This window comes from Streptococcus penaeicida, from assembly GCF_002887775.1.
GTDB lineage: Bacteria > Bacillota > Bacilli > Lactobacillales > Streptococcaceae > Streptococcus > Streptococcus penaeicida.
This window is the reverse complement of the sequence record NZ_LOCM01000030.1, coordinates 68253-87798: the sequence shown is the minus strand read 5'-3', so window position 1 is coordinate 87798 and position 19546 is coordinate 68253. Positions and strand designations below refer to the sequence as shown.

General features: G+C 39.2%; 19 protein-coding genes and 3 pseudogenes. 2 read left to right on the top strand and 20 right to left on the bottom strand.

The window, feature by feature from the left end; all coding sequences use genetic code 11:
* Nucleotides 1-57 precede the first annotated feature (57 nt).
* From AT575_RS08330 to AT575_RS08320, 3 genes and pseudogenes are all read right to left on the bottom strand, one after another.
* Nucleotides 58-693: a TetR/AcrR family transcriptional regulator gene (locus AT575_RS08330; RefSeq protein WP_102777942.1), complete on the bottom strand. Its 636-nt coding sequence runs from the start codon at nucleotides 691-693 to the stop codon at nucleotides 58-60.
* A 12-nt stretch (nucleotides 694-705) separates the two neighbouring features.
* Complete coding sequence (locus AT575_RS08325) at nucleotides 706-1812, bottom strand: ABC transporter permease (RefSeq protein ID WP_102777941.1); 1107 nt, start codon at nucleotides 1810-1812, stop codon at nucleotides 706-708.
* 1 nt (nucleotide 1813) lies between these two features.
* A pseudogene (locus tag AT575_RS08320) lies at nucleotides 1814-2529 on the bottom strand (ABC transporter ATP-binding protein).
* A 523-nt stretch (nucleotides 2530-3052) separates the two neighbouring features.
* On the opposite strand from AT575_RS08320, the gene AT575_RS08315 reads away from it, so the two are divergent.
* The gene (locus AT575_RS08315; protein ID WP_102777940.1) at nucleotides 3053-4225 is read left to right on the top strand and encodes a DUF4352 domain-containing protein; all 1173 of its coding nucleotides are present in this window, start codon (nucleotides 3053-3055) and stop codon (nucleotides 4223-4225) included.
* Nucleotides 4226-4288: 63 nt separating this feature from the next.
* Here the strand turns inward: AT575_RS08315 and AT575_RS08310 are convergent, their stop codons facing one another.
* From AT575_RS08310 to AT575_RS08255, 16 genes and pseudogenes are all read right to left on the bottom strand, one after another.
* Entirely contained in the window at nucleotides 4289-5392 is a 1104-nt protein-coding gene (locus AT575_RS08310; RefSeq protein WP_102777939.1) for an ABC transporter ATP-binding protein, read from the bottom strand.
* 12 nt (nucleotides 5393-5404) lie between these two features.
* The gene (locus tag AT575_RS08305) at nucleotides 5405-6139 is read right to left on the bottom strand and encodes an HAD family hydrolase (protein WP_245871526.1); all 735 of its coding nucleotides are present in this window, start codon (nucleotides 6137-6139) and stop codon (nucleotides 5405-5407) included.
* The gene (locus AT575_RS10900; protein WP_245871525.1) at nucleotides 6136-6327 is read right to left on the bottom strand and encodes a hypothetical protein; all 192 of its coding nucleotides are present in this window, start codon (nucleotides 6325-6327) and stop codon (nucleotides 6136-6138) included. The genes AT575_RS08305 and AT575_RS10900 overlap by 4 nt, the downstream gene beginning before the upstream one ends.
* A 29-nt stretch (nucleotides 6328-6356) precedes the next feature.
* Nucleotides 6357-7631, bottom strand: coding sequence for a CehA/McbA family metallohydrolase (locus AT575_RS08300; protein ID WP_245871524.1), 1275 nt, complete (start codon nucleotides 7629-7631; stop codon nucleotides 6357-6359).
* A 12-nt stretch (nucleotides 7632-7643) separates the two neighbouring features.
* Entirely contained in the window at nucleotides 7644-8951 is a 1308-nt protein-coding gene (locus AT575_RS08295) for an ABC transporter substrate-binding protein (RefSeq protein WP_102777938.1), read from the bottom strand.
* A 14-nt stretch (nucleotides 8952-8965) separates the two neighbouring features.
* The gene (locus tag AT575_RS10895) at nucleotides 8966-9403 is read right to left on the bottom strand and encodes a carbohydrate ABC transporter permease (RefSeq protein ID WP_245871523.1); all 438 of its coding nucleotides are present in this window, start codon (nucleotides 9401-9403) and stop codon (nucleotides 8966-8968) included.
* Nucleotides 9404-9566: 163 nt separating this feature from the next.
* Nucleotides 9567-9818, bottom strand: a complete 252-nt coding sequence (locus tag AT575_RS10890) for a hypothetical protein (protein ID WP_245871522.1) — start codon at nucleotides 9816-9818, stop codon at nucleotides 9567-9569.
* A 9-nt stretch (nucleotides 9819-9827) separates the two neighbouring features.
* Complete coding sequence (locus AT575_RS08285) at nucleotides 9828-10430, bottom strand: carbohydrate ABC transporter permease (protein WP_245871521.1); 603 nt, start codon at nucleotides 10428-10430, stop codon at nucleotides 9828-9830.
* A gap of 32 nt (nucleotides 10431-10462) precedes the next feature.
* Entirely contained in the window at nucleotides 10463-10711 is a 249-nt protein-coding gene (locus AT575_RS10885) for a carbohydrate ABC transporter permease (RefSeq protein WP_245871520.1), read from the bottom strand.
* 3 nt (nucleotides 10712-10714) lie between these two features.
* Nucleotides 10715-11032: a DMT family transporter gene (locus AT575_RS08280; RefSeq protein ID WP_102777937.1), complete on the bottom strand. Its 318-nt coding sequence runs from the start codon at nucleotides 11030-11032 to the stop codon at nucleotides 10715-10717.
* A 214-nt stretch (nucleotides 11033-11246) separates the two neighbouring features.
* Nucleotides 11247-11915 (bottom strand): fructose-6-phosphate aldolase, encoded by a 669-nt coding sequence (locus AT575_RS08275; RefSeq protein WP_102777936.1) that lies wholly within the window; start codon nucleotides 11913-11915, stop codon nucleotides 11247-11249.
* Nucleotides 11916-11930: 15 nt separating this feature from the next.
* The gene (locus AT575_RS10880; protein ID WP_245871519.1) at nucleotides 11931-12275 is read right to left on the bottom strand and encodes a glycine radical domain-containing protein; all 345 of its coding nucleotides are present in this window, start codon (nucleotides 12273-12275) and stop codon (nucleotides 11931-11933) included.
* A 62-nt stretch (nucleotides 12276-12337) separates the two neighbouring features.
* A pseudogene (locus AT575_RS08270) lies at nucleotides 12338-14301 on the bottom strand (formate C-acetyltransferase/glycerol dehydratase family glycyl radical enzyme).
* 225 nt (nucleotides 14302-14526) lie between these two features.
* Nucleotides 14527-15795 (bottom strand): RidA family protein, encoded by a 1269-nt coding sequence (locus tag AT575_RS08265; RefSeq protein WP_102777935.1) that lies wholly within the window; start codon nucleotides 15793-15795, stop codon nucleotides 14527-14529.
* Between the two features lie 671 nt (nucleotides 15796-16466).
* A complete protein-coding gene (locus AT575_RS08260; RefSeq protein ID WP_102777934.1) occupies nucleotides 16467-17447 on the bottom strand; it encodes a sugar-binding transcriptional regulator in 981 nt (326 codons plus the stop codon).
* A gap of 17 nt (nucleotides 17448-17464) precedes the next feature.
* Nucleotides 17465-18207: pseudogene (locus tag AT575_RS08255) on the bottom strand (DeoR/GlpR family DNA-binding transcription regulator).
* Between the two features lie 123 nt (nucleotides 18208-18330).
* On the opposite strand from AT575_RS08255, the gene AT575_RS08250 reads away from it, so the two are divergent.
* Entirely contained in the window at nucleotides 18331-19104 is a 774-nt protein-coding gene (locus AT575_RS08250) for a glycyl-radical enzyme activating protein (protein WP_102777933.1), read from the top strand.
* A gap of 69 nt (nucleotides 19105-19173) precedes the next feature.
* Here the strand turns inward: AT575_RS08250 and AT575_RS08245 are convergent, their stop codons facing one another.
* Nucleotides 19174-19530, bottom strand: coding sequence for a DUF2200 domain-containing protein (locus AT575_RS08245; protein WP_102777932.1), 357 nt, complete (start codon nucleotides 19528-19530; stop codon nucleotides 19174-19176).
* Nucleotides 19531-19546 lie beyond the last annotated feature (16 nt).

The following is a 19546-nucleotide window of genomic DNA, read 5'->3' as shown; positions in this document are numbered from 1 at the left end:
CATTATATACCTTGAATGTAAATCTTTAATGCTCTTTATGTAAAAGTTTGGTAAAGATTAGTTTTTTAGCAGACCAACTTTGATTTGCTTGATGATTTGTGCTATTTCATCCTCTCGTTTTCCTGATGGACTTCCTAAGAATAAGACTTGCACGACATAAGTCATGATGGGGCCTGTTAATCTTCGGACAAAAATTGGGAAGGGGACTTCTGCATCCATTTGAGGATTGGCTTTGAGCAATTTTTGATGCCACTGCATCAATACCGTATCAATCTCTTGCTTGCGGATGCTGGTCAAAATGGTCTTTTTCAATTCTGGATTGACTTGGACCTCTTGAAACAAGATGGTCAGTATGCTCTGATTACGCTCGATGAAGGCGATTCGGTCCTGGACGAGGACAGGGATTAATTCTTCAAGTTCCGAAATATCTTTAATCACTATGAAAAAATCTGTAAAGAGGGCTGGTATGACTGGTTCAAGCATCTCTAGCAGTAATTTTTCCTTAGTCTTAAAGTATTTAAAAAGGGTTGCCTGGCTGACGCCTGCTTGATTGGCAATCTGGGCTGTGCTTGTTCCATGGTATCCCTGTCGAGAAAAGAGTTCTAGACTAGCAAGGATCAACTTGCGCTTGCCAGCAGGCATTTTAGCATCATCCAGCAAAGTAAAATAATGGTAAAAACTGGTTTCCGTCATAAAAAACTCCTTTTAAACTTTGCGGTAACGTTTAAGGCCGATAACATTAGCAACTGTTAAGACTACTAAGAAAATCAGTAAAATCCCAATATCTTTGGTAATGGCATCCAGTCCCTTTCCTTCAAGAACAACAGCTGATATAGCGTGACCTGAATAAGATAGGGGCAGGAATTTCCCTAAGGTTCTCACCCAACTAGCCATGGAATCCAAAGGTATTAAGCCTGAAAAGAAGAGTTGGGGAAGGACAACAAGTGGGATAAACTGCATCATCTGGAATTCTGACTTAGCTAAGGTCGACATCAAAATGCCAAAAGCTAAAGCAACTAAGGCTAAGACTTCACTAACCAAAATAATATGAAAAATATTGCCTAGAACTTGTAAATGCAAGAGGTAGATGGCTGAGGTCACAATGATTGAGGTCTGAATCATGGCAAGTAGACCATAAGCAATCATATAGCCTAAAACAATTTGTGCCCGTCTAACAGGGGTCGCCAAAAGGCGATCCAAAGTGCCAGAGGTGCGTTCTTTTAAGAGGGCCATCCCTGAAATGAGAAAAACAAAGAAAAAAGTCAAAAAGCCAATCAGTACAGGCATCATCTTAGCAAAGAAGCCTGTATCCTTATCACCATAGAAGTATTTTTCTTTGATACTTGTATTGTCCTTCTTAGGATTAACTGTCATGGCCAATTTAGGATTAGCTACAAGTAATCGTTTCAAAAGTTCTTTCATGTCCTGACTCTTATTAAGCATCAAAGAAGACTTAAGAATCTGTCGACTGACTTGTGTTTTAGAGACATCTTGGTTAGCGTAAGTCACATTAAATCCATCCGCTTTAGAAGAAACAATTAAAGTATCTAGTTGGCCATTTTTTAAAGCCGCCTGGCCTTTTTCTTCTGAAGAAAAGTCGCTCACATCAATATGTTTTGCCTTATCCAAGGTGCTGACTAAATGAGGATCAACTCCCACTGCCCCGAGTCTAACATCAACCTGAGACTCGGCCGAAAACATGATGTTCATCAAAAACATGATAAAAATGGGGGCTACAAACATGAGCACCACTGTCCGCTTATCCCGAAGAAGTTCCAAGATAACCTTTTTTACAATCGCTACTACTCTCATCTCATTCACCCTCAGCCTTCAAAAAGACTTCCTCAATACTATCCACCTGATAGCTCCTTTTGAGCTCGGCCGGACTATCAAAAGCAATCATTCGTCCGCCTCGCAATAGACCTACAAAGTCTGTTTTTTCCGCTTCATCCATGACATGGGTGGTCACCAAAATGGCAACCCCTTTCTCTTTCAAGAGCCTTAATTCACGCCAAATCTGTTTACGCAATGAAGGATCAATTCCAACAGTTGGCTCATCCAAGATTAACAAGTCGGGTTCCCCTAAAAGAGCAATAGCCAGAGAAAGTCGTCTCTTCATCCCACCAGAATAACCGCTGACCATTTTGCCTAAGTGATCAGTCAGATCGACAATCTCCGCTACGTGGGCAATGGATTCTGCTAGCGCAGCTTTTTGAAGACCCAACATTTGGCCGAAAAAGCGTAAATTTTCATAACCAGACAGACTAAGGTAGAGGCATCCGATTGTGCCATATAACCCAACTGGCCTAAAACCTGACGATTGGGCATTTTTTTGTTAAAAATTTGAACTTGGCCTTGGTCGGCTTTTTCCATACCAAGTGCAACCTTAATCATAGTCGACTTACCAGCACCTGAGGGTCCAATCAATCCAATAATTTGTCCCTTATTGAGGGTAAAATTAATCTGGTCAAGAATCCGCTCTTTATCATAGTCTTTACTAACATTTGTCAGACTGAGTACAGTTTCCATAAAAGCCTCTTTCGCTTGGTGAGTAAACACTCACTCTTTTTGTTATACACATTATAGTGAGTGAACACTCACTTGTCAATCATCATTTTTCAGAAGATTTAACTTTTCCTAATCAATACGATTCCAATCACCTTTCATTATTTTTTCATAATGTACGAAATTTTTAATTCGATTTTCTAGAAACATTTGTCAAATATTCGGATTTATTGTAAAAGATTTGTAAAACCTAACCATTTAATTGACACCCCTTACATGATGTTGATACAATAATCTAGAGGGGGTTTTGGTATTATTTGATGATGTTTTTGAAAAGCTGTCTTTCTTTTCAAGAAAGCAGAAGCAATCTTATTGCTTTGATAAATAAGAATGGGATTAAAATTTTATTTTTTTCATTGTTTAAATGGATAAGATATTTTAATAACATGCATATAGTCTAGCAATTTTAATTTTGCAAAGTTGGCCGATCTATAGTTTTCATTAGGAAACGAGATAACGCTTCAAGAAAAGTTTAGGAGAAAGGTTTATGAAAAAAAACAAAATTGGTTTAGGATTATTAACATTAACTTCAGTTCTCGTACTAGGTGCCTGTGGTGGCTCAAGTACTAATGGAAAAGACACTTCTACCACTAAAAGTGGTTTAGAAGTAAAAGTTCTTGATGGCGAATATATCACTTCTAAAGACTTAACACCTTCAAGTTCATCTAAAGGTTTCTTAGCACTTCAAGTTAAATTAACGAACAATGGTGATGAGAGTATTACTTATGGACAAGATAACTTCACTTTAGCAACAAAAGATGAAGACGAAGACTTAGAACCAGAAAATGTCTATGATAGTCTAGATCATTTTAAAACACTCACTTATGGTAAAGTTTCAAAAGGCCGTTCTAAAACAGGTTATGTTGTCTATGAAGTCGATAAAAAAGAGAAAAAATACGACCTTCTTATTGATGCCGCACCAATTGGTGAAGATGAAGAAGAAATTAAAATCCCTGTAAATGCAGCAAAATACCCAGATAATTCAGAAAAAGTGAAAGAGCTTGCCAAGACTTTTGTTACTCAAACTTTCTTAGACGGTAGTGCAACTGTTGATGGTTCTGATGCGGAAGCAGCAAGTACCACTGGTGGAGCCCAAGTGGAACTTCTTGCTAAGAAAAAATCAAACAATAAAGATAAAGAGTGGAAATTAGCAAACAAAGCTGATGAAGATAAGGCAACTTATATGAAAGCCTTTATTGAATCAGCTAAAAGCGGCTGGTCATATTACCAACCAAGTGATAGTGACGCTGAAAAATTTGCACAACAATACATTACAGCAAACTCAAAACGGGCTCAAATTGAAACCACAATTATCGACTACTTACCAACTTCAGCTAAAGTAGCTATTAAACCGTCAATTATCAATTTCAAAGATCTTGACACCGACAGTTTAAAAAATGAGTACATCGATAAACATAAAGGGGATAACTTCTCAGATTATGATGCCCTCTATAAAGATGCGGAAAAATATATCTTTGAAAATGTTCATACTCGTTATGATGGTGCTAAAATTGCCACACCTGAATACATGGATGGTGAAGGCTACGAAATCAATTTAACTAGAGATACTGACACTGGCGAATGGACAGTTGATACTTCAGATGATACTGGAAATTACGACTACAAACAATTAGTTCAAGCATTTATCGGCGGCCTCTAAAAACATCAAATACCAAAAGCCAAACACAATGAAAAAAGCCTAGTCATAGGCTTTTTTTATGTCTTAATTAACAAGTGCTATTTCAGATGCCTTGTCAAAAAGGTAGAGGGCATCTTCAGGGAATCCCAAGTAAACCGTCTCATCAACCTGATAAATATCTTTAGCAGAAGATTTAACAACTAAATCTTTTTTACTTGCTTCTAAACGAACATGGACGATGGCATCTTCACCAAGCATTTCATAAACTCTAACTTTACCAACTAAATAGCCTGGATGCACTTCTCGACTAAGTATGACATCATTTGCTCTAATACCAACGATAAGATTTTTCCCAAAGGCTCCTCTTTCTTCAAATAGCTGAGCTTTTTCTGGGCTGATTTCTTGCTCATGGAAATCTGTTAAAAGGTAAGTAAAGTTTGCTTCACGATCTAGCTTGGCATCAAGAAAATTCATTGGGGGCGTCCCAATAAAGCCAGCGACAAAGAGGTTTGCCGGATGGTCAAAAAGATTTTTTGGACTGTCAATCTGTTGGATGCGACCATCACGCATAACAACAATACGTGTCCCCAAGGTCATAGCTTCCGTTTGATCGTGAGTGACATAGATAAATGTCGCATCCAATTTCTGATAAAGACTGGCAATTTCTAAGCGCATTTCCCCACGCAATTTAGCATCTAGATTGGATAAAGGCTCATCCATTAAGAATACTTTAGGATGACGAACCATAGCCCGCCCCATGTCAACACGCTGTTTTTGGCCCCCTGATAATTGACCTGGTTTGCGATCAAGGTATGAATCTAATTTTAGAATTTTGGAAACTTCTTCAACCTTATCATTGATATCAGCCTTGCTCATACCCCTAATTTTCAAACTATAAGCAATGTTATTGCGAACGGTCATATGAGGATAGAGAGCATAGTTTTGAAAAACCATGGCAATATCCCGGTCACTTGGACTAAGGTGATTAATCTTCTGATCATCAATTAAGAGGTCACCTGAAGAAATGTCTTCCAGCCCAGCAATCATTCTAAGCGTTGTTGATTTACCACAACCAGAAGGTCCAACAAAGATAATAAATTCCTTGTCATCAATGACCAGATTAAAATCATCGACAGCTTTAGTGTCCTCATATATTTTATTAATATGTTTTAATTCAATTTTTGCCACTGGAGGCCTCTTTCAGTTTATTTGTTCTATTAGTGGCAGTAATTCAGCCACAGATGGAATCACATAGGATGTGTATAGAGATAAGCTCTCAGCATCAGCTGTTCCACTGGTTACACCAATAGCTACTGCTTTGCCATTTTTAGCAAAACGCATGTCATTTGGGGTATCTCCGACCACAACTATTTCTGACGGCTGACAGCCCCAGAGAGAGGCTGCCTGTTCAACCAAGGCGCCATCCGGCTTGATTGGTCGACTATTATCAGAAGTTCCAATAAAGGAAATGAAATGGTCAAGTCCTAGTTCTTCCATACATTGCCAGGTCGACAAGAAGGTATCTGTTGTCACAATACCAATAGCAATGTCCTGTTCCTTCAATGTTGTAAAAAGTGAAACCATATCGGTAAAAGTTGGAATTTTCCCCTGAAATGATGCAACTGCTTCGGTGAAATAATTTTGTAAGCGATGAATGAGCAATTGATAATCAATAGTCTCATGCTTTTCCTTGATGATTTCTCCCAAATCCTCAGCAATCAGTTGATAGGGTTTCCAAGCTATGGCTCCCTCTGGATCAATCTTGCCATTTTCATAGCCAATAGCCTTTTCCAACTTTGGTAGGTAATAGGCATAAGGAAGCAAGTCATAATCATCCATAATACGATGAAGGACTGGTTCTATTGCTGGTTGCCAAAGTTTAAAAAAATCAATTAGGGTACCATCTTTATCAAAGAGAATCCCTTTAATCATCATTCCACCTCCAATTCCTGACAGGCTTGACCAAATGTTTTAATCTTTGGAATATGATGACCACGAGTGATAGGGTTACCATAAAATCTAAAGTCCCCGTCTTTGGTATTAGCCCCAAAACGAATCCAGTGATAGTCTACTTCATTAAGACTAACTTTCCCTGCGACTTGATGGTTACCATCTTGATCCACCTCTGCTTCAAGTATAACTGTTTGACCATCTAAGATGTAAAATAGTTCCAGCTCTTCTTACTATGAATCGTCAAGGAATAGTCCAAATACTTAGCTTGCTGGGGCATAATGTCACCAAAAGCTAATTCATCACCATAATCACTTGTAAACTGAGCATCAACTTGGCAAAAATGCGTCACATAACTATTACATGCTTTAAGGCCGTCTTTTAAGTGAGAGGCTGACAGATGATCCATCAAAATCCAAGTAGCCGGATCTCCGGGAACTGATGGAGTAGCAGCCGTTGGGTAACACTCTCCCTTAAGCATATGCGAGTCACTGCCACCAATAGCACAAATACGATAACCTTGAGACCAAAGGAGGTCAGCTAAGGCAACAGCTTGTTGATTAGCTAACTTCCCTTCAGCATTTGGCTCAAGTTCATAGGTCGGATCATTAATAATTTCTAAACAAGAAAGTCTGTCTAAGGCCAGGTCTTTAAATTCCCATTTCCATTTGTAGAGGAAGGGATGATTGATTGAAAAAAGCCAATCATTTTCCTGACATTCTTGTATAAAAGCATCAATAGCATTAAGGACATTTTCTTTTCCACTTTCAAAGATGATAGCATCCAGACTTTCAGGTCTCTTTGTTAAGCCAAAGACATTAGCATGACCAAAATTTGTGGTCATTTCCATTCCAGGTAAAACCATGAGTGGCGTCTTATTCCAGCCAGTATGAAGTAGGTTATGCTCTGTCGCAACATAGAAATCCAAACCTTCTTCTATGACCTTCTCAGTTACCGTTGGCAACAATTCTTTACCGTCAGAAAGTTGCGTATGGGTATGAAAATCACCCTTATACCATTTTCTACCTTTTTGATAAATCTTAACGGTATCTAAATAACGATATTCAAAGGCTTCGTTGACCCAGATTGGCCCAGAAATGGATTCTTCAATGCTACTTTCTGTAAAGCGCAGCTCAGCGTCGAAACTGATTAACTCTTCATCAAAGTGTTTGCCATACTCTTGATTGTAGATAGCTTCAATTGTCCAAGTCCCAGGAGTCAGAGGGCCAGGAATGCCACCAATTGTCGTCGTCTCTGCCTTCTCACTAAGTGAAATGAGAGGCGTACTGTAGCTCAGTTGCTTTTGAAAACGAAGGTTTCCCTTATCATCCCTAATCATTAAAAGGACTAACATCGTATAAGGTGCTTCTAAAGTATAGGATAGACTGATACCTTTACAATCCTCGGGCATTTGGAAATGGACAGTACACAAACGCTGATCGTCTTCATTTAATTGGAAATGATAAGTTTCATTCATGAGGCAACTCCTTTATTTTTTTTCTAAAGCTTTATCAAGAGCCTTCTGAGCTGTTTTTTGGGCTTGGTCAAGAGCTTCTTGGGCTGGTACATTTTCAAGTTCAACTTTATCAGCCGCAATCTTCAAGGCATCATAGACAGCTCCATCTGTTGGATCAATTGGTAAGACAGAGCCATGTTTAGCTTGATCAAAAGGTACTTTTGCTTGTGGGTTTTCCTTGATATAAGCTTGGTAGTCTTTGTTTTCAGTGATGGCTTTATTTACAGCTACATAACCAACTTCTTTTGTCCATTTAACTTGGTTTTCTACATTGGTAAAGAATTTAATGAAGTCGTATGCCCCTTTTTGTTCTTCTTTACTTGATTTAGCCATGACATCCATAAGAAGTGCATCTGCCGCTGGTGCTGATTTAGAATCTTCATCCCATGCTGGTTGTTCAAAAGCTTGAACTTTTGAGAAATCTAAGTCTGCTTGGTCACCTGAAGAACCAACATAACCACCTGCTGTGTTTCCTAAAACATCATCAATTGTTTTGTACCAATATTCCCAACCTTGCCCACCTGAATTAACAGCCATGGTTTTATCGTCATGGATCCAAGCACGGAATTGTTCCCAAACAGCAACCCATTTTTCATCGTTGATGGTTACTTTTTTACCATCTTTACTGAACATTTCAGCATCATTACTCAATGAAGCATCGATCAAGTTATATTGACCCCACATCGGTTCCCAGCCATATTTGAACTTGCCAGTATCTTTGATGGCTTTAGCTGCTTTTCCAAGATCCTGCCAAGTTTTAATAGAGTCAGGTTGGATATTAGCTGCTTTAAAGGCTGCTTGATTGTAGTACATGACTTGGGTAGTTCCATAAGCTGGTAAACCATAGCGTTTGCCTTTAGAATCTAAACCTTGGTCAGCGAATACTTTAAGGTAATTGTCTTCTTTAAAGTCCTTATCATCTTTAGCTAACTCATTGATGTCAGCTAACATTTTTTTATTGTTAAGGTTACGTGAAGGTGCCGCATCTAGTAAAACTAAGTCTGGAGCTTTATTACCAGCAACAGCTGCTTGTAATTTAGTATAAGTTTCGTCGTAATCTGCTTGTGTGACAACTTTAATTTCATATTTATCTTGTGATGCGTTGTAATCTTTGATAATGTCTTTCCAAACGTTCACGGCTGTTTTACCGCCAGCAAACCAAAATTCAACTTCGACTTTACCGTCTTTTGTTTTTGGTGCTGATGAAGATGAGCCACATGCTGATAAAACGACTGTACTTAATAAACCAACTGCTGCAAGTGATAGAAGATTCTTTTTCATTTTTTCTTTCCTTTTTATCCTTTTACTCCGGTGTCGCCACCAATTCCATTAATAAACCATTTTTGAGTGAATGCAAATATTATCAACAAGGGTAAGACAATTACAGCACTGGCTGCCATTACCTTGGCCCATTCCGTCCCGTAGGCACCGCCTTCGATAAAATAGCTTCTTAACCCTTGTGAGACCAAATATTTTGGTTGATCATTGGTAATCAATGATGGCCACATATAAGAGTTATAAGCTGCGATGAAACTCATCAAACCAAAAGTTATAAATGAAGATTTTGTCATAGGACAAACAATTTCCCATAAAACTCGGAAATGTGAAGCACCGTCCATGCGTGAAGCTTCAATCAGTGTTTTTGGTACTTGCATGAAAGCCTGTCTGAGAAGAAATATCCCAAAAATGCTAATCGTGCTTGAGACAATAAGACCTGTTAATGTATTTAACATCCCCCTTTTGATAATATGATGTAACTTGGAATATAGGTTGCTGCCGCAGGTAACATGTAGGTACCCATAACAATGGCAAATATGAGATGTCGACCTCTAAACTTTAGAAAAACTAAAGCGTAGGCCAACATGGCACCAGTGATAATTTGAATGAGGACAATGACTAATGATGTCCATAAACTATTCCAAATATAAAGAGGAATAGGGGAATTTGTGAGGACTTCTGTAAAATTCGACACTGTGGGGAATTTGGCCAGAAGACATCCGTATTCATGACTTCAGCCTTTGTTTTTAAGGAACTAATAATCATCCATAAAAAGGGGAAGGCGGTGAAAATACTAACGGCAATCAGAACGACCCATTTAAGGAGCCCTCCCAAGAGAGTCGTTGCATCAAAGCTTTTTTGGTTTTCCATGATTTCTCCTTAATAATGAACCCATTTTTTCGATCCCACAAATTGCATATAAGATAGAACAATAGTAATCAATACCATGATGACGGCAATTGCTGTAGCTTGTCCCATATTATATTCTTCAAAACCGAGTTGGTAATACATGTAAAGTAAGGTTCTAGTACTACCACTTGGACCACCTTGTGTTAAAATCTGAATTTGGTCATAGGCTTGCAAGGAATTTACCATGGTGATAATCATTAAGAAAAAAGTCGTCGGTGAAATACTTGGAAGTGTCATATCGATGAATTGTCGCCACGATTTGGCACCATCTAGTGAACTTGCTTCGTAGATATCCTTTGGAACTTTTTCTAAGGCTGACAAGTAAAAAATCATGGCATAGCCCAAACTCTTCCAGACAGTTACTATAATGACAGCTAACATGGCTGTCTGGGAACTCTTCAGCCATTCCAATTCAGGCATATGCAAGAAACGAAGAATCAGGTTGGCAAAACCACTTTTTGGATCATAAATCCAAGTCCAAACAATCGAAATCGCGACCGTAGGCGTAATCCATGGTGAAAAGAGTATGAATTTAAAGAGGCCTGAACCTGCCATCTTCTTTTGTAATAGCATGGCTAAAACTAAGCCTCCAATTATGGTTGGGGCTAAAGTACCAAGGTAAAGACCAAGGTATTCATCAAGGCTGCATAGAAGCGTGTATCCGAGAATAAACTCTTGTAATTATCAAATAAAACCATTTGATATTCTGGTGTCATAAAGTTCCAGTCAGTAAAACTTAACCAAAATGTTCTTAAAATGGGATAGATCCAAAATATGAACAAGGGAATAAAAGCCGGTAGTACAAAAAGTGCTACTAATAGAGCATTTTTGAAGCGACTGTTTGCTATCGTCATGAATTAACTTCCTCCTAAATTGACTAAGAGACAACCAGATAAAATCAGTAGTATTCCTATTAACCCCGTCAGGGAAAGGCTTTCCTTATAGAAAGCTAAGGAAACAAAAACTGTCAGGAGTATCCCTAATCCACACCATAAAGCATAAGCAACACCTAAATTGAGTTCCTGAACTGCTTTGGCAAAGTAATAGTGACATACCATATAGACTAAACTACAAAAGAGACTAGGCCATAGTAAGGTAAAGCCTTTGGTCAACTTTAAAGTTGACGTCGCAATAATCTCTGCAATAATGGCAAAGAGCAAATAATAGAAGGCCATTGTCCTCTCCTTTTTTTCATCTAATTCAAGTATAGCGAGCAACTATAAATTTCCCGTATGTTTTTTGTAAAAATATTGTAAATTTTTTAATTTTTTTATTTTTTCCGATAATTTATCTTTTATCGACAAATTTTGTTCATTTTTCATCAATCAAAAAATCCCCCTTCTTCTGAAGGGAGATTGAGTCAAACTTATCTTTAGATTAACCCCATTCCTAAATACAATTCTGACCATGAATGGCCTGCCAATCTTTACCAAAGTCGTCGACAGCTTTTTGGATGGAAGGCATGACAAATCCAGCTTCAAAGACATCTGGTCCAGCGGTAATCGCTTGGGCACCTAAGGCGAAGGCTTTATTGATTTGACCGATATTTTTGAATGAGGCTGCTAAGATTTTACTTTCTGAGCAATCCCGATCAATAGCTTCTGATAATTGTCCAATCACAGCTTCCGCGTCAATGTTAAGATTTTCCATGCGATTATAATAGGGCGCTAAATAATCAGCTCCGGCCTCGATTACTAACAAACCTTGGAAGGTGCTGTAAATAGCTGTTGCCGTAATATGATAGCCATCTGCTTTAAGCGTCTTAATAGCCGCCAAGCCCTCTTGGGTAACCGGAACTTTGACAAAAATACTATCACCGCATTCTTGACGAATCTTAGCCGCATCCTTGAGAATACCCTCGTAATCCTGGGCAACGACCTGGACATGGATAGAAGCCTGGTCACCAACAATCGCCCGAACTTCTTTAATGCGTTCAAAGAAATCGATGTCACCTTCTTTTTTAGCAATTGTCGGATTAGATGTCACACCAGCAAGAGGTAAAATGCGACTCCATTTTTTAATCTCATCTAAATTCAAAGTATCTAACATGTATTCCATTTTTATCACTATCTCCTATAAAGTATGTTCTGTTCGTTCAATAATATCATCCTGAGTTGCTTTAGAAAGAACGTTGAAGAAGGCTGAGTAACCCGCCACGCGCACAATTAAATCGCGGTGTTTTTCCGGATGTTTTTGGGCATCAATTAAAGTTTCTCTTGAAACCACATTGTATTGAATATGGTAGCCGTGCAGACGGTTGAAGAAGGTTCTCAACAAGGCCATGAGTTTAACCACGTCTTCCTCTTTCGCCAAGGTTTGCGGATTGACCTTTTGATTCAAGAGGACACCACCAACAATTTCATCCGTTGGTAATTTGGCAACTGATTTAAGCACAGAGGTAGGGCCTTTTTTGTCCATACTGTGCTCAGGGGAGCATCCTTCTGCTAATGGTGTTCCTGAATGACGGCCATCTGGGGTTGCTAGGGTACCTTTACCTTGGCGACGTTGGCTGAAATCGATGAGGTACCTGAATAACGAATGCCACCAATAGGTCCCCGCCCATAACGAGTGTTAGGATATTTAGCAATTTCATCCACATAAGTGTCATAAGCTTCAACCACTAAACTATCGGCGTAATCATCGTCGTTTCCGTATTTAGGAGCATCATTAATCAGCATTTGGCGGATTTCTTCACCACGGTCACCGGCAAAGTCGGTTTCCAAGCATGCCATAATTCTTCCGTACTTAGCTTGTTTTCTTCGAAGACTAATTTTTTCAGCGCAGCTAGAGAGTCAGAGAGGTTGGCGATTCCAACTTGCAAGCCAGAAATGAAGTCATAGACTGCTCCGCCTTCTTTTAAAGTCTTACCGCGACCAATACAATCGTCTGTAAGGGCTGAACAAAGGATATCTGGCACTTCTGCTTCTAAGCCTAAATCGATAGCATTTTCAACGATAACACTCATGCGGGTGATTTCCCGTAGGGTTTCATCAAAGGCTGCTTTCAGCTCTGCATAAGAACTCATTTGAGTAAAATGGCCATGCCCCTTAGCAAAGCGTTTGCCTGATGAAGGATCAATTCCATCATTCATAGTAATCAATAAGATTTTAGGGAAATTGATATAACTCATACCAGTACAACGGTAACCCCATTTGCCTGGAACAGCCGTTTCGACACAGCCGATAGCTGAATAGTCATAGGCATCATCTTCCAAAACACCTTTTTTGATAAAGGAAGGAATGATAATTTCATCATTGTTGAAGGCCGGCATCCCAAATCCCAGTTTCATGACTTCGATACATTCATTCATGAAACGGTTGTCCAAACCTTTGTGATAACGAACAGTTAGGTTAGGTTGTGGCAATTTTGTTTGGGCCACACTGCGTAATACCAAGTAAGAAAGTGGATTAACAGCATCCTTCTTGTCTCTAGTTTGACCGCCAATGGTTACGTTTTGATAGAGTGGGCTACCTGCTGATGAGAAGGTATGGGATTGGCTACGCACTTTATTGATGGTAAGGGTCTTGATCCAAAGGTTGGTCAAGCGTTCAACAATAGAGTCTTCTGTCTCGCGGCCTGCTTCTAAATCAGCTTTGACATATGGGTACATGTATTGGTCAAAGCGACCATAGGAGAGGGAATGGCCATTGGATTCTATCTGGAGAATGCACTGGATGAACCAAACGGACTGGACAGCTTCAGCAAAGGTTTCAGCTGGTTGATAAGGGACCTTATCACATATTTTGGCAATCTCTAACAATTCAGCTTGGCGATTCCCAGTAGCCTTTTTCGCCAATTGACGAGCCAAGTCAGCGTAACGGCTAGCGTATGTTTTGACGGCATCAATGACGATGAAGACTGAGTCGTAAAAATGATATTTATAGATATTTTCAGGAACTGTCAAATCCAAGGCATCTTTGGCTGCACGGGCTCTTTCTTCAAAGCCTTTGAGACCAAATTCTAATAATTTTTGATAATTAACAGCAAGGTGAGCATCCCCGGAATTCATTTTGCCTTCCATACCAAAGAAGCCTGTTTCCATGTAAACATCTACTTCTTTAGGTAAGAGAGCCCCTGCACGCGCCCGCAAATTGTTGTTTTCCCAGAAAGGGGCAATTGAACGCAATTGCTCTTTGGTTTCTTCAGTAATATAAAAGACATCACCGTCTCGTTTTTCAAACAAGTCCAGTTCTTTCATGACAAAGTCTAAGGTATATTCTGGAAAGATTGGGGCATCCTTATTAGACGATGCTTGGTTACCTGCTATCAAGCTATCTTCTTCAATGTAGATGGACATGTTTTCCAAGATGTTTTGTAACATGTAAGCACGTTTAAGATTAGCTGGCTTATCCATGTGTTTCTTGTAGGTTTCAGTTACCAATAATGCCCGTTCCGCATCAATATAAGGCTTTTTAGTTAAAACATCTTCTCGGTAATGGTTCATTCGTTCTGTCAATTGACCAAAATATGCTGTCATAGCTACACCTCTTTGCATTCGTAATTATTTTTCTTTCGTTCGTAACTATTTTACCATATTAGAAGCCTATTTTTCGAAAGGGTGAGGAATTAAACAAAAGAAAAAAGTAATGCACAATTGTGCATTACTTTAGCTATTATCCGAAGGGGTAATTTCGGAAATCATTTTATGCTTACGCAGAAGGTAAGATGATTATTTAACAACTGGAGGAGTTCCTTCAGCGTTACCAACTGTTGCGTCGATTTGAACTGAAGCACCTTTTGGTAATTCAGAAACACCTACGAAACGAAGGGCTGGTTTTGTTTCAGCAAAGATTGCTGAGAAGACTTCTTCTACTGCAGCCATATCATTAAGGTCAGTCATGTATACGTTGATTTTAACAACATCTGCCATCACGTGATCTACACTTTCGATGATTGCTTGGATGTGATCGAAGGCTTTTTGAGCTTGCTCTTTAACACCGCCAGCAACTAATTCACCACTTGTTGCATCAACTGGAAGTTGACCTGAAATGTGGTTGTAGTGTGAGAAAGCTACTGTTTGGCTAGAATAGTCACATTTAGGAGCTTTTTCAGTGTTAGAGTGTTCAATGATAAGGCCATGACGGTCTTCGATTGCTTGTGGAGGAGTACCATCACCGTGTGATACAGTTGCTTCCATTTGAACTAATGCACCCATTTCAAGAGCAGCAACTGGAACAACAGTACGAGCTGGTAAATAATTGACAGCACGCGCAATACCTGAATCTGGTAAGAATGTTTTGTATACTTCATTAACTGCGTCAAGATCTGCTAAGTTAGTTAGGTAAACATTCATTTTAACAACATCATCAAGTGGTACATCGATACTTTCAAGAACAGCTTTGATGTTTTTCAAACATTGGATAGCTTGTTCTTTAACACCACCAATTGCCAAACGACCTGTTTTAGGATCAATTGGTAATTGAGCAGTTACGTTGTTATAGTGTGAGAAGGCTACTGTTTGAGTTGATAAAGCTGAAACAGGAGCATTGTAAGTGTTGTTTGTTAATTTGATTAAATCGCCTGCTTGAGGAGCATTTGGAATAGTTCCCTCACCGTTAGAGATGATAGCATCCATTTGCACTTTAGCTCCCATTGGTAATGAAGCTACTGCCATAACTGTACGAGCAGGTGCATATGTTGGGAAGAATTCAGTTTGAACTAGGTTAACAGCATCAAGGTCTTGAATATCTGTAACAAAAATAGTTAGTCTTACAACGTCAGTAAGGACGTGGTCAATGCTTTCAACAACAGTCTTCAAGTTTTTGAAACATTGTTGAGCTTGTTCTTTTATACCACCTTCAACCAATTTACCTGTTTTTGCTTCAACTGGTAATTGTGCTGAAAAGTTGTTGTAGTGTGAAAATGCTACAGTATGAGATCCTAGAGTTTTAGGAGCAAGTTCTGTACTTCTTGCTAAGACTTCGTTATTAACGCTCATGCATTAATTCTCCTTTAGATTTAAGTTTTTTGATGAACCCTTAAGTTTAAAGCAAGCGCTTTTACTCTAAAAAGCTTAAGTAATCCCGTATCCGCAAGCGGTTACATTTGTCAGTATAACAAGCCTCTCTTACGACTGTCAAACCCTAAAGGGATACTGTATGGCCATCACTTTCACTTCGCAAAAATCCTTTTTGCATAGTCTTATATTTATAATTTTTTCTCTTTTTTATGCTAATTGTTGAGCAGTAAGTCAACTCTATTTCAAGAATTATCAGACAAAAGTAAAGAGGGTAAGGAGGACTTTTATAGCTTATTACTTATTTTCATTCGTTTTTTCATTTCAAAATCTCATTTTTTCTCAAAAAAGTGTATAAATTATTTTGAGAAAAAGGAAATACTTTAGAACTAGTGCTCTATTTTCAATTTCGATGCTTTTACGGGATTAATATTTTGAACTGAAAAAAACTTGTCTCAATAGACAAGTTTTTTGCAATTCACTATGAAAATCTCTTATCAGACTTTCAGATATTTACCTTTAACAATTTCATGGCTCAATTTTCCTTCTTAACCACTTGGTCTCTTGATTAAAAATCAACTTATCTATTTTCCTATAAAGTATACTTAAAAATAAAATGTATAGGAAACAGAGTTTTGCACAATAGTGCATTCCTAGTCTAGTTTTTCTTGCAGGTAAGAATCACCATCTAGAGCCAATAAATCTTTGATGGTTTCTTCATCGGTTACCAAATAATTAATGCATTTTACCTTTAATGCCGCCAAAATCGCCTTTGCTTTCTCTTTCCCACAAGCTATCGCAAATACATTTGGTACTTGACGCAACTGCTCTAAGGTGATACCGATCGTGCGTTCTTGCAGGTCCTTATCAACTGATAACCCATTCTTGTCAAAGAAGCGGCAGCAAATCTCGCCGACTGCTTTTAATTGACGCAATTTGACATAGTCGTTTCCCATCAGGAGATCACGCCATTGGCTATCTTTTTGAGCATCGGGCTCAGCACCAATCCCAATCACAGCCCAATCCAACTTATCCCATGACAACAAGGTCTTTTCGAAGTACTTGGATTTCTTAATTCCCTTGGCAATTTCAGCATTTTCCTGAATCACGGTAGCATTTATAAAGGAACTTTGCCCATGGAAAAGGCGAGCTAGGCGATAGACCAAGGTATTAACATGGTAGTTGGCGTGAATAGCGCTAGGCCCTCCAGAAAGAGGAAAGACCGAAATGCCCTTCAAACTCTTTTGTGTCATATGGTCAATCAAAGCACTAATACTTGACCCCCACGAAATCCCAACCACTTCATTATCCTTAATCATCGACCGGAGAACTTCCGCCCCCTCTTTAGCCAACTGATTGAGATTATCCTGACGGTCAAGATTCGCTTGATAGGGAAGAATGATCACTTTCTTTAGACCATACTTTTCTTGAATATAGGATTCTAGAGCAAAAAGGGAGGAATCGTACCCTTTTATCTCAACTTTGACAATCCCCTCATCCTTAGCCTTGGCCAACATCCGACAAACTGTGGTCCGATAAATGTCCAATTCCTTGGAAATAGTGGTTTGGCTCTTGCCCTCGACATAGTGCATATAGGCAATTTTAGCTAACAGACGCTTTTTCTCTTCCTTCATGACTTCCTCACTTGCTCTTATACGTAGTCTATGGATATGCCGGAGGTGCTTAGAAAGTCTTTACTCTCTTGATCAATCCCCTTGTCAGTAATAATTTGACTAACCTTGTCAAGGCAGAGCTGATGCACCAAACTTGGTTTGAGAAACTTACTAGAATCAGTAAGAATAATCGTTTCTTCAGCCGCGTCAGCCATGGTTTGGACCGCTTCACAGCGCATCATATCCTTACACATAAAGCCAACTTGAGGGCTAAAGCCATCCGTCCCCGCAAAAACCTTATCCACGTGAAAGAGGTTAATCATTTGCTTAAGCAGAGGACCAACGGTAACCTCCGAATTGGGCTGATAAGTTCCACCCAAGAGAATAATTTGGCAAGAGTCGTATTGGCGCAAGAAATTGGCAATAAAACAAGAATTGGTAATAATCTTTATGTTGCGTTTGGTTTGGCAAAGCACCTCAGCCAAAAGAGCACAGGTAGAGCCAGACTCAATCATAACCGTATCATTGTCTGAAACCAATTCAGCCGCTTTCTCAGCAATCTTTCGTTTGATATTATAATTGTAAGAAAGGCGGACATTGAGGTCATCACCACTGTTCAAAACAGCATAACCATGCTCCCGATGCAGGAGACCTTTGCCTCTAATTTGTCTAAATCTTTCCTTATAGTTACTTTCGAAACTGATAACTTACGAGAAAGGGTATTAACATCAATTTTTTGATATTTTGATACTAATTGGATAATCTTTTCTAATCTATTCATAGGACACCTCACTAGCCATTATACCAGTTTGAAGACAAAAAATGAAAGAAAAAATAACTTACGAACGTAATTGCAAAACTTACGTTTATGTGTTATCATGTCCTTGAAAGAAAGGGTAAGCCTATGACCGAAAAAGGAATTGTCTTTAACATCCAACATTTTAGCATCCACGACGGACCCGGCATCCGAACCACTGTTTTTTTAAAGGGATGTCCTCTAAGATGTCCTTGGTGTGCTAACCCCGAATCCCAAAAGAATCAACCTGAAAACATGCTAACAGCTGATGGCAGACACTATGAAGTGGTTGGTCAGGAAAAAACCGTTGACCAAGTCTTAGAGGAGGTCCTCAAAGACCAAGATTTCTATGAAGAATCTGGAGGTGGCATGACCCTATCGGGTGGTGAACTCTTTGCCCAATTTGACTTTGCCAAGGCTATCCTCAAAGCAGCCAAAGAAGCAGGACTCCACACTGCCATCGAAACCACAGCCTACACTAAGCATGACCAATTTATGGACTTGATTCAATACGTTGACTTCATCTACACAGACCTCAAGCACTACGACCAAATCAAACACCGCAAAGTAACCGGCGTTGCCAACCAGGTCATCATCAAGAACATCCACGCCGCCTTCCAAGCCGGCAAAGAAATTGTCCTGCGCATCCCCGTTATCCCTAATTTTAACGACAGCCAAGAGGATGCCAAAGCCTTTGCCCAACTCTTTAATGAGTTAGACATCGACCAAGTGCAACTCCTACCCTTCCACCAATTCGGCGAAAATAAATATAAACTCTTAGGCCGGGACTATAGCATGACCGACGTCCCAGCCTACCACCCCGAAGACTTAAAAGACTACCAACAAGTCTTCTTAGACCACAAAATCCATTGTTATTTCTAAGAAAAAAGGACAAGCCGAAATCAACTTGTCCTTTTCATCTACTCAAGTTACCTATTTAGTAACCATTTTTTACTTATCATACTTATCGAAGACTTGCTCGGGACTTTTGCCTTTAGCTAGCCAGTCGACCAATTTGTCTAATTGCCGTAATTTTTGCATCTTGTCGTCTTCAATGGCTTCAATTTGAACCCCACATATTTTACCAGTGATGTTTTGCCGTAAGGGATTATAAGCCGGTGCTTGCTCTAGAAAATCACCGTAAGTAGCATCCGATTGGCTGAGGGCAGCCACTTGGTCTACCGAATAACCCATCAACCACTCAATGACAGCATCAACATCCTGTGCTTGACCACCCTTGCGTTCGACTTTGGCTACTAAAGCCTTATAAATTGATTGAAATGACATTTGAAATACTTTATGTGACATCTACTTACCTTCTCTG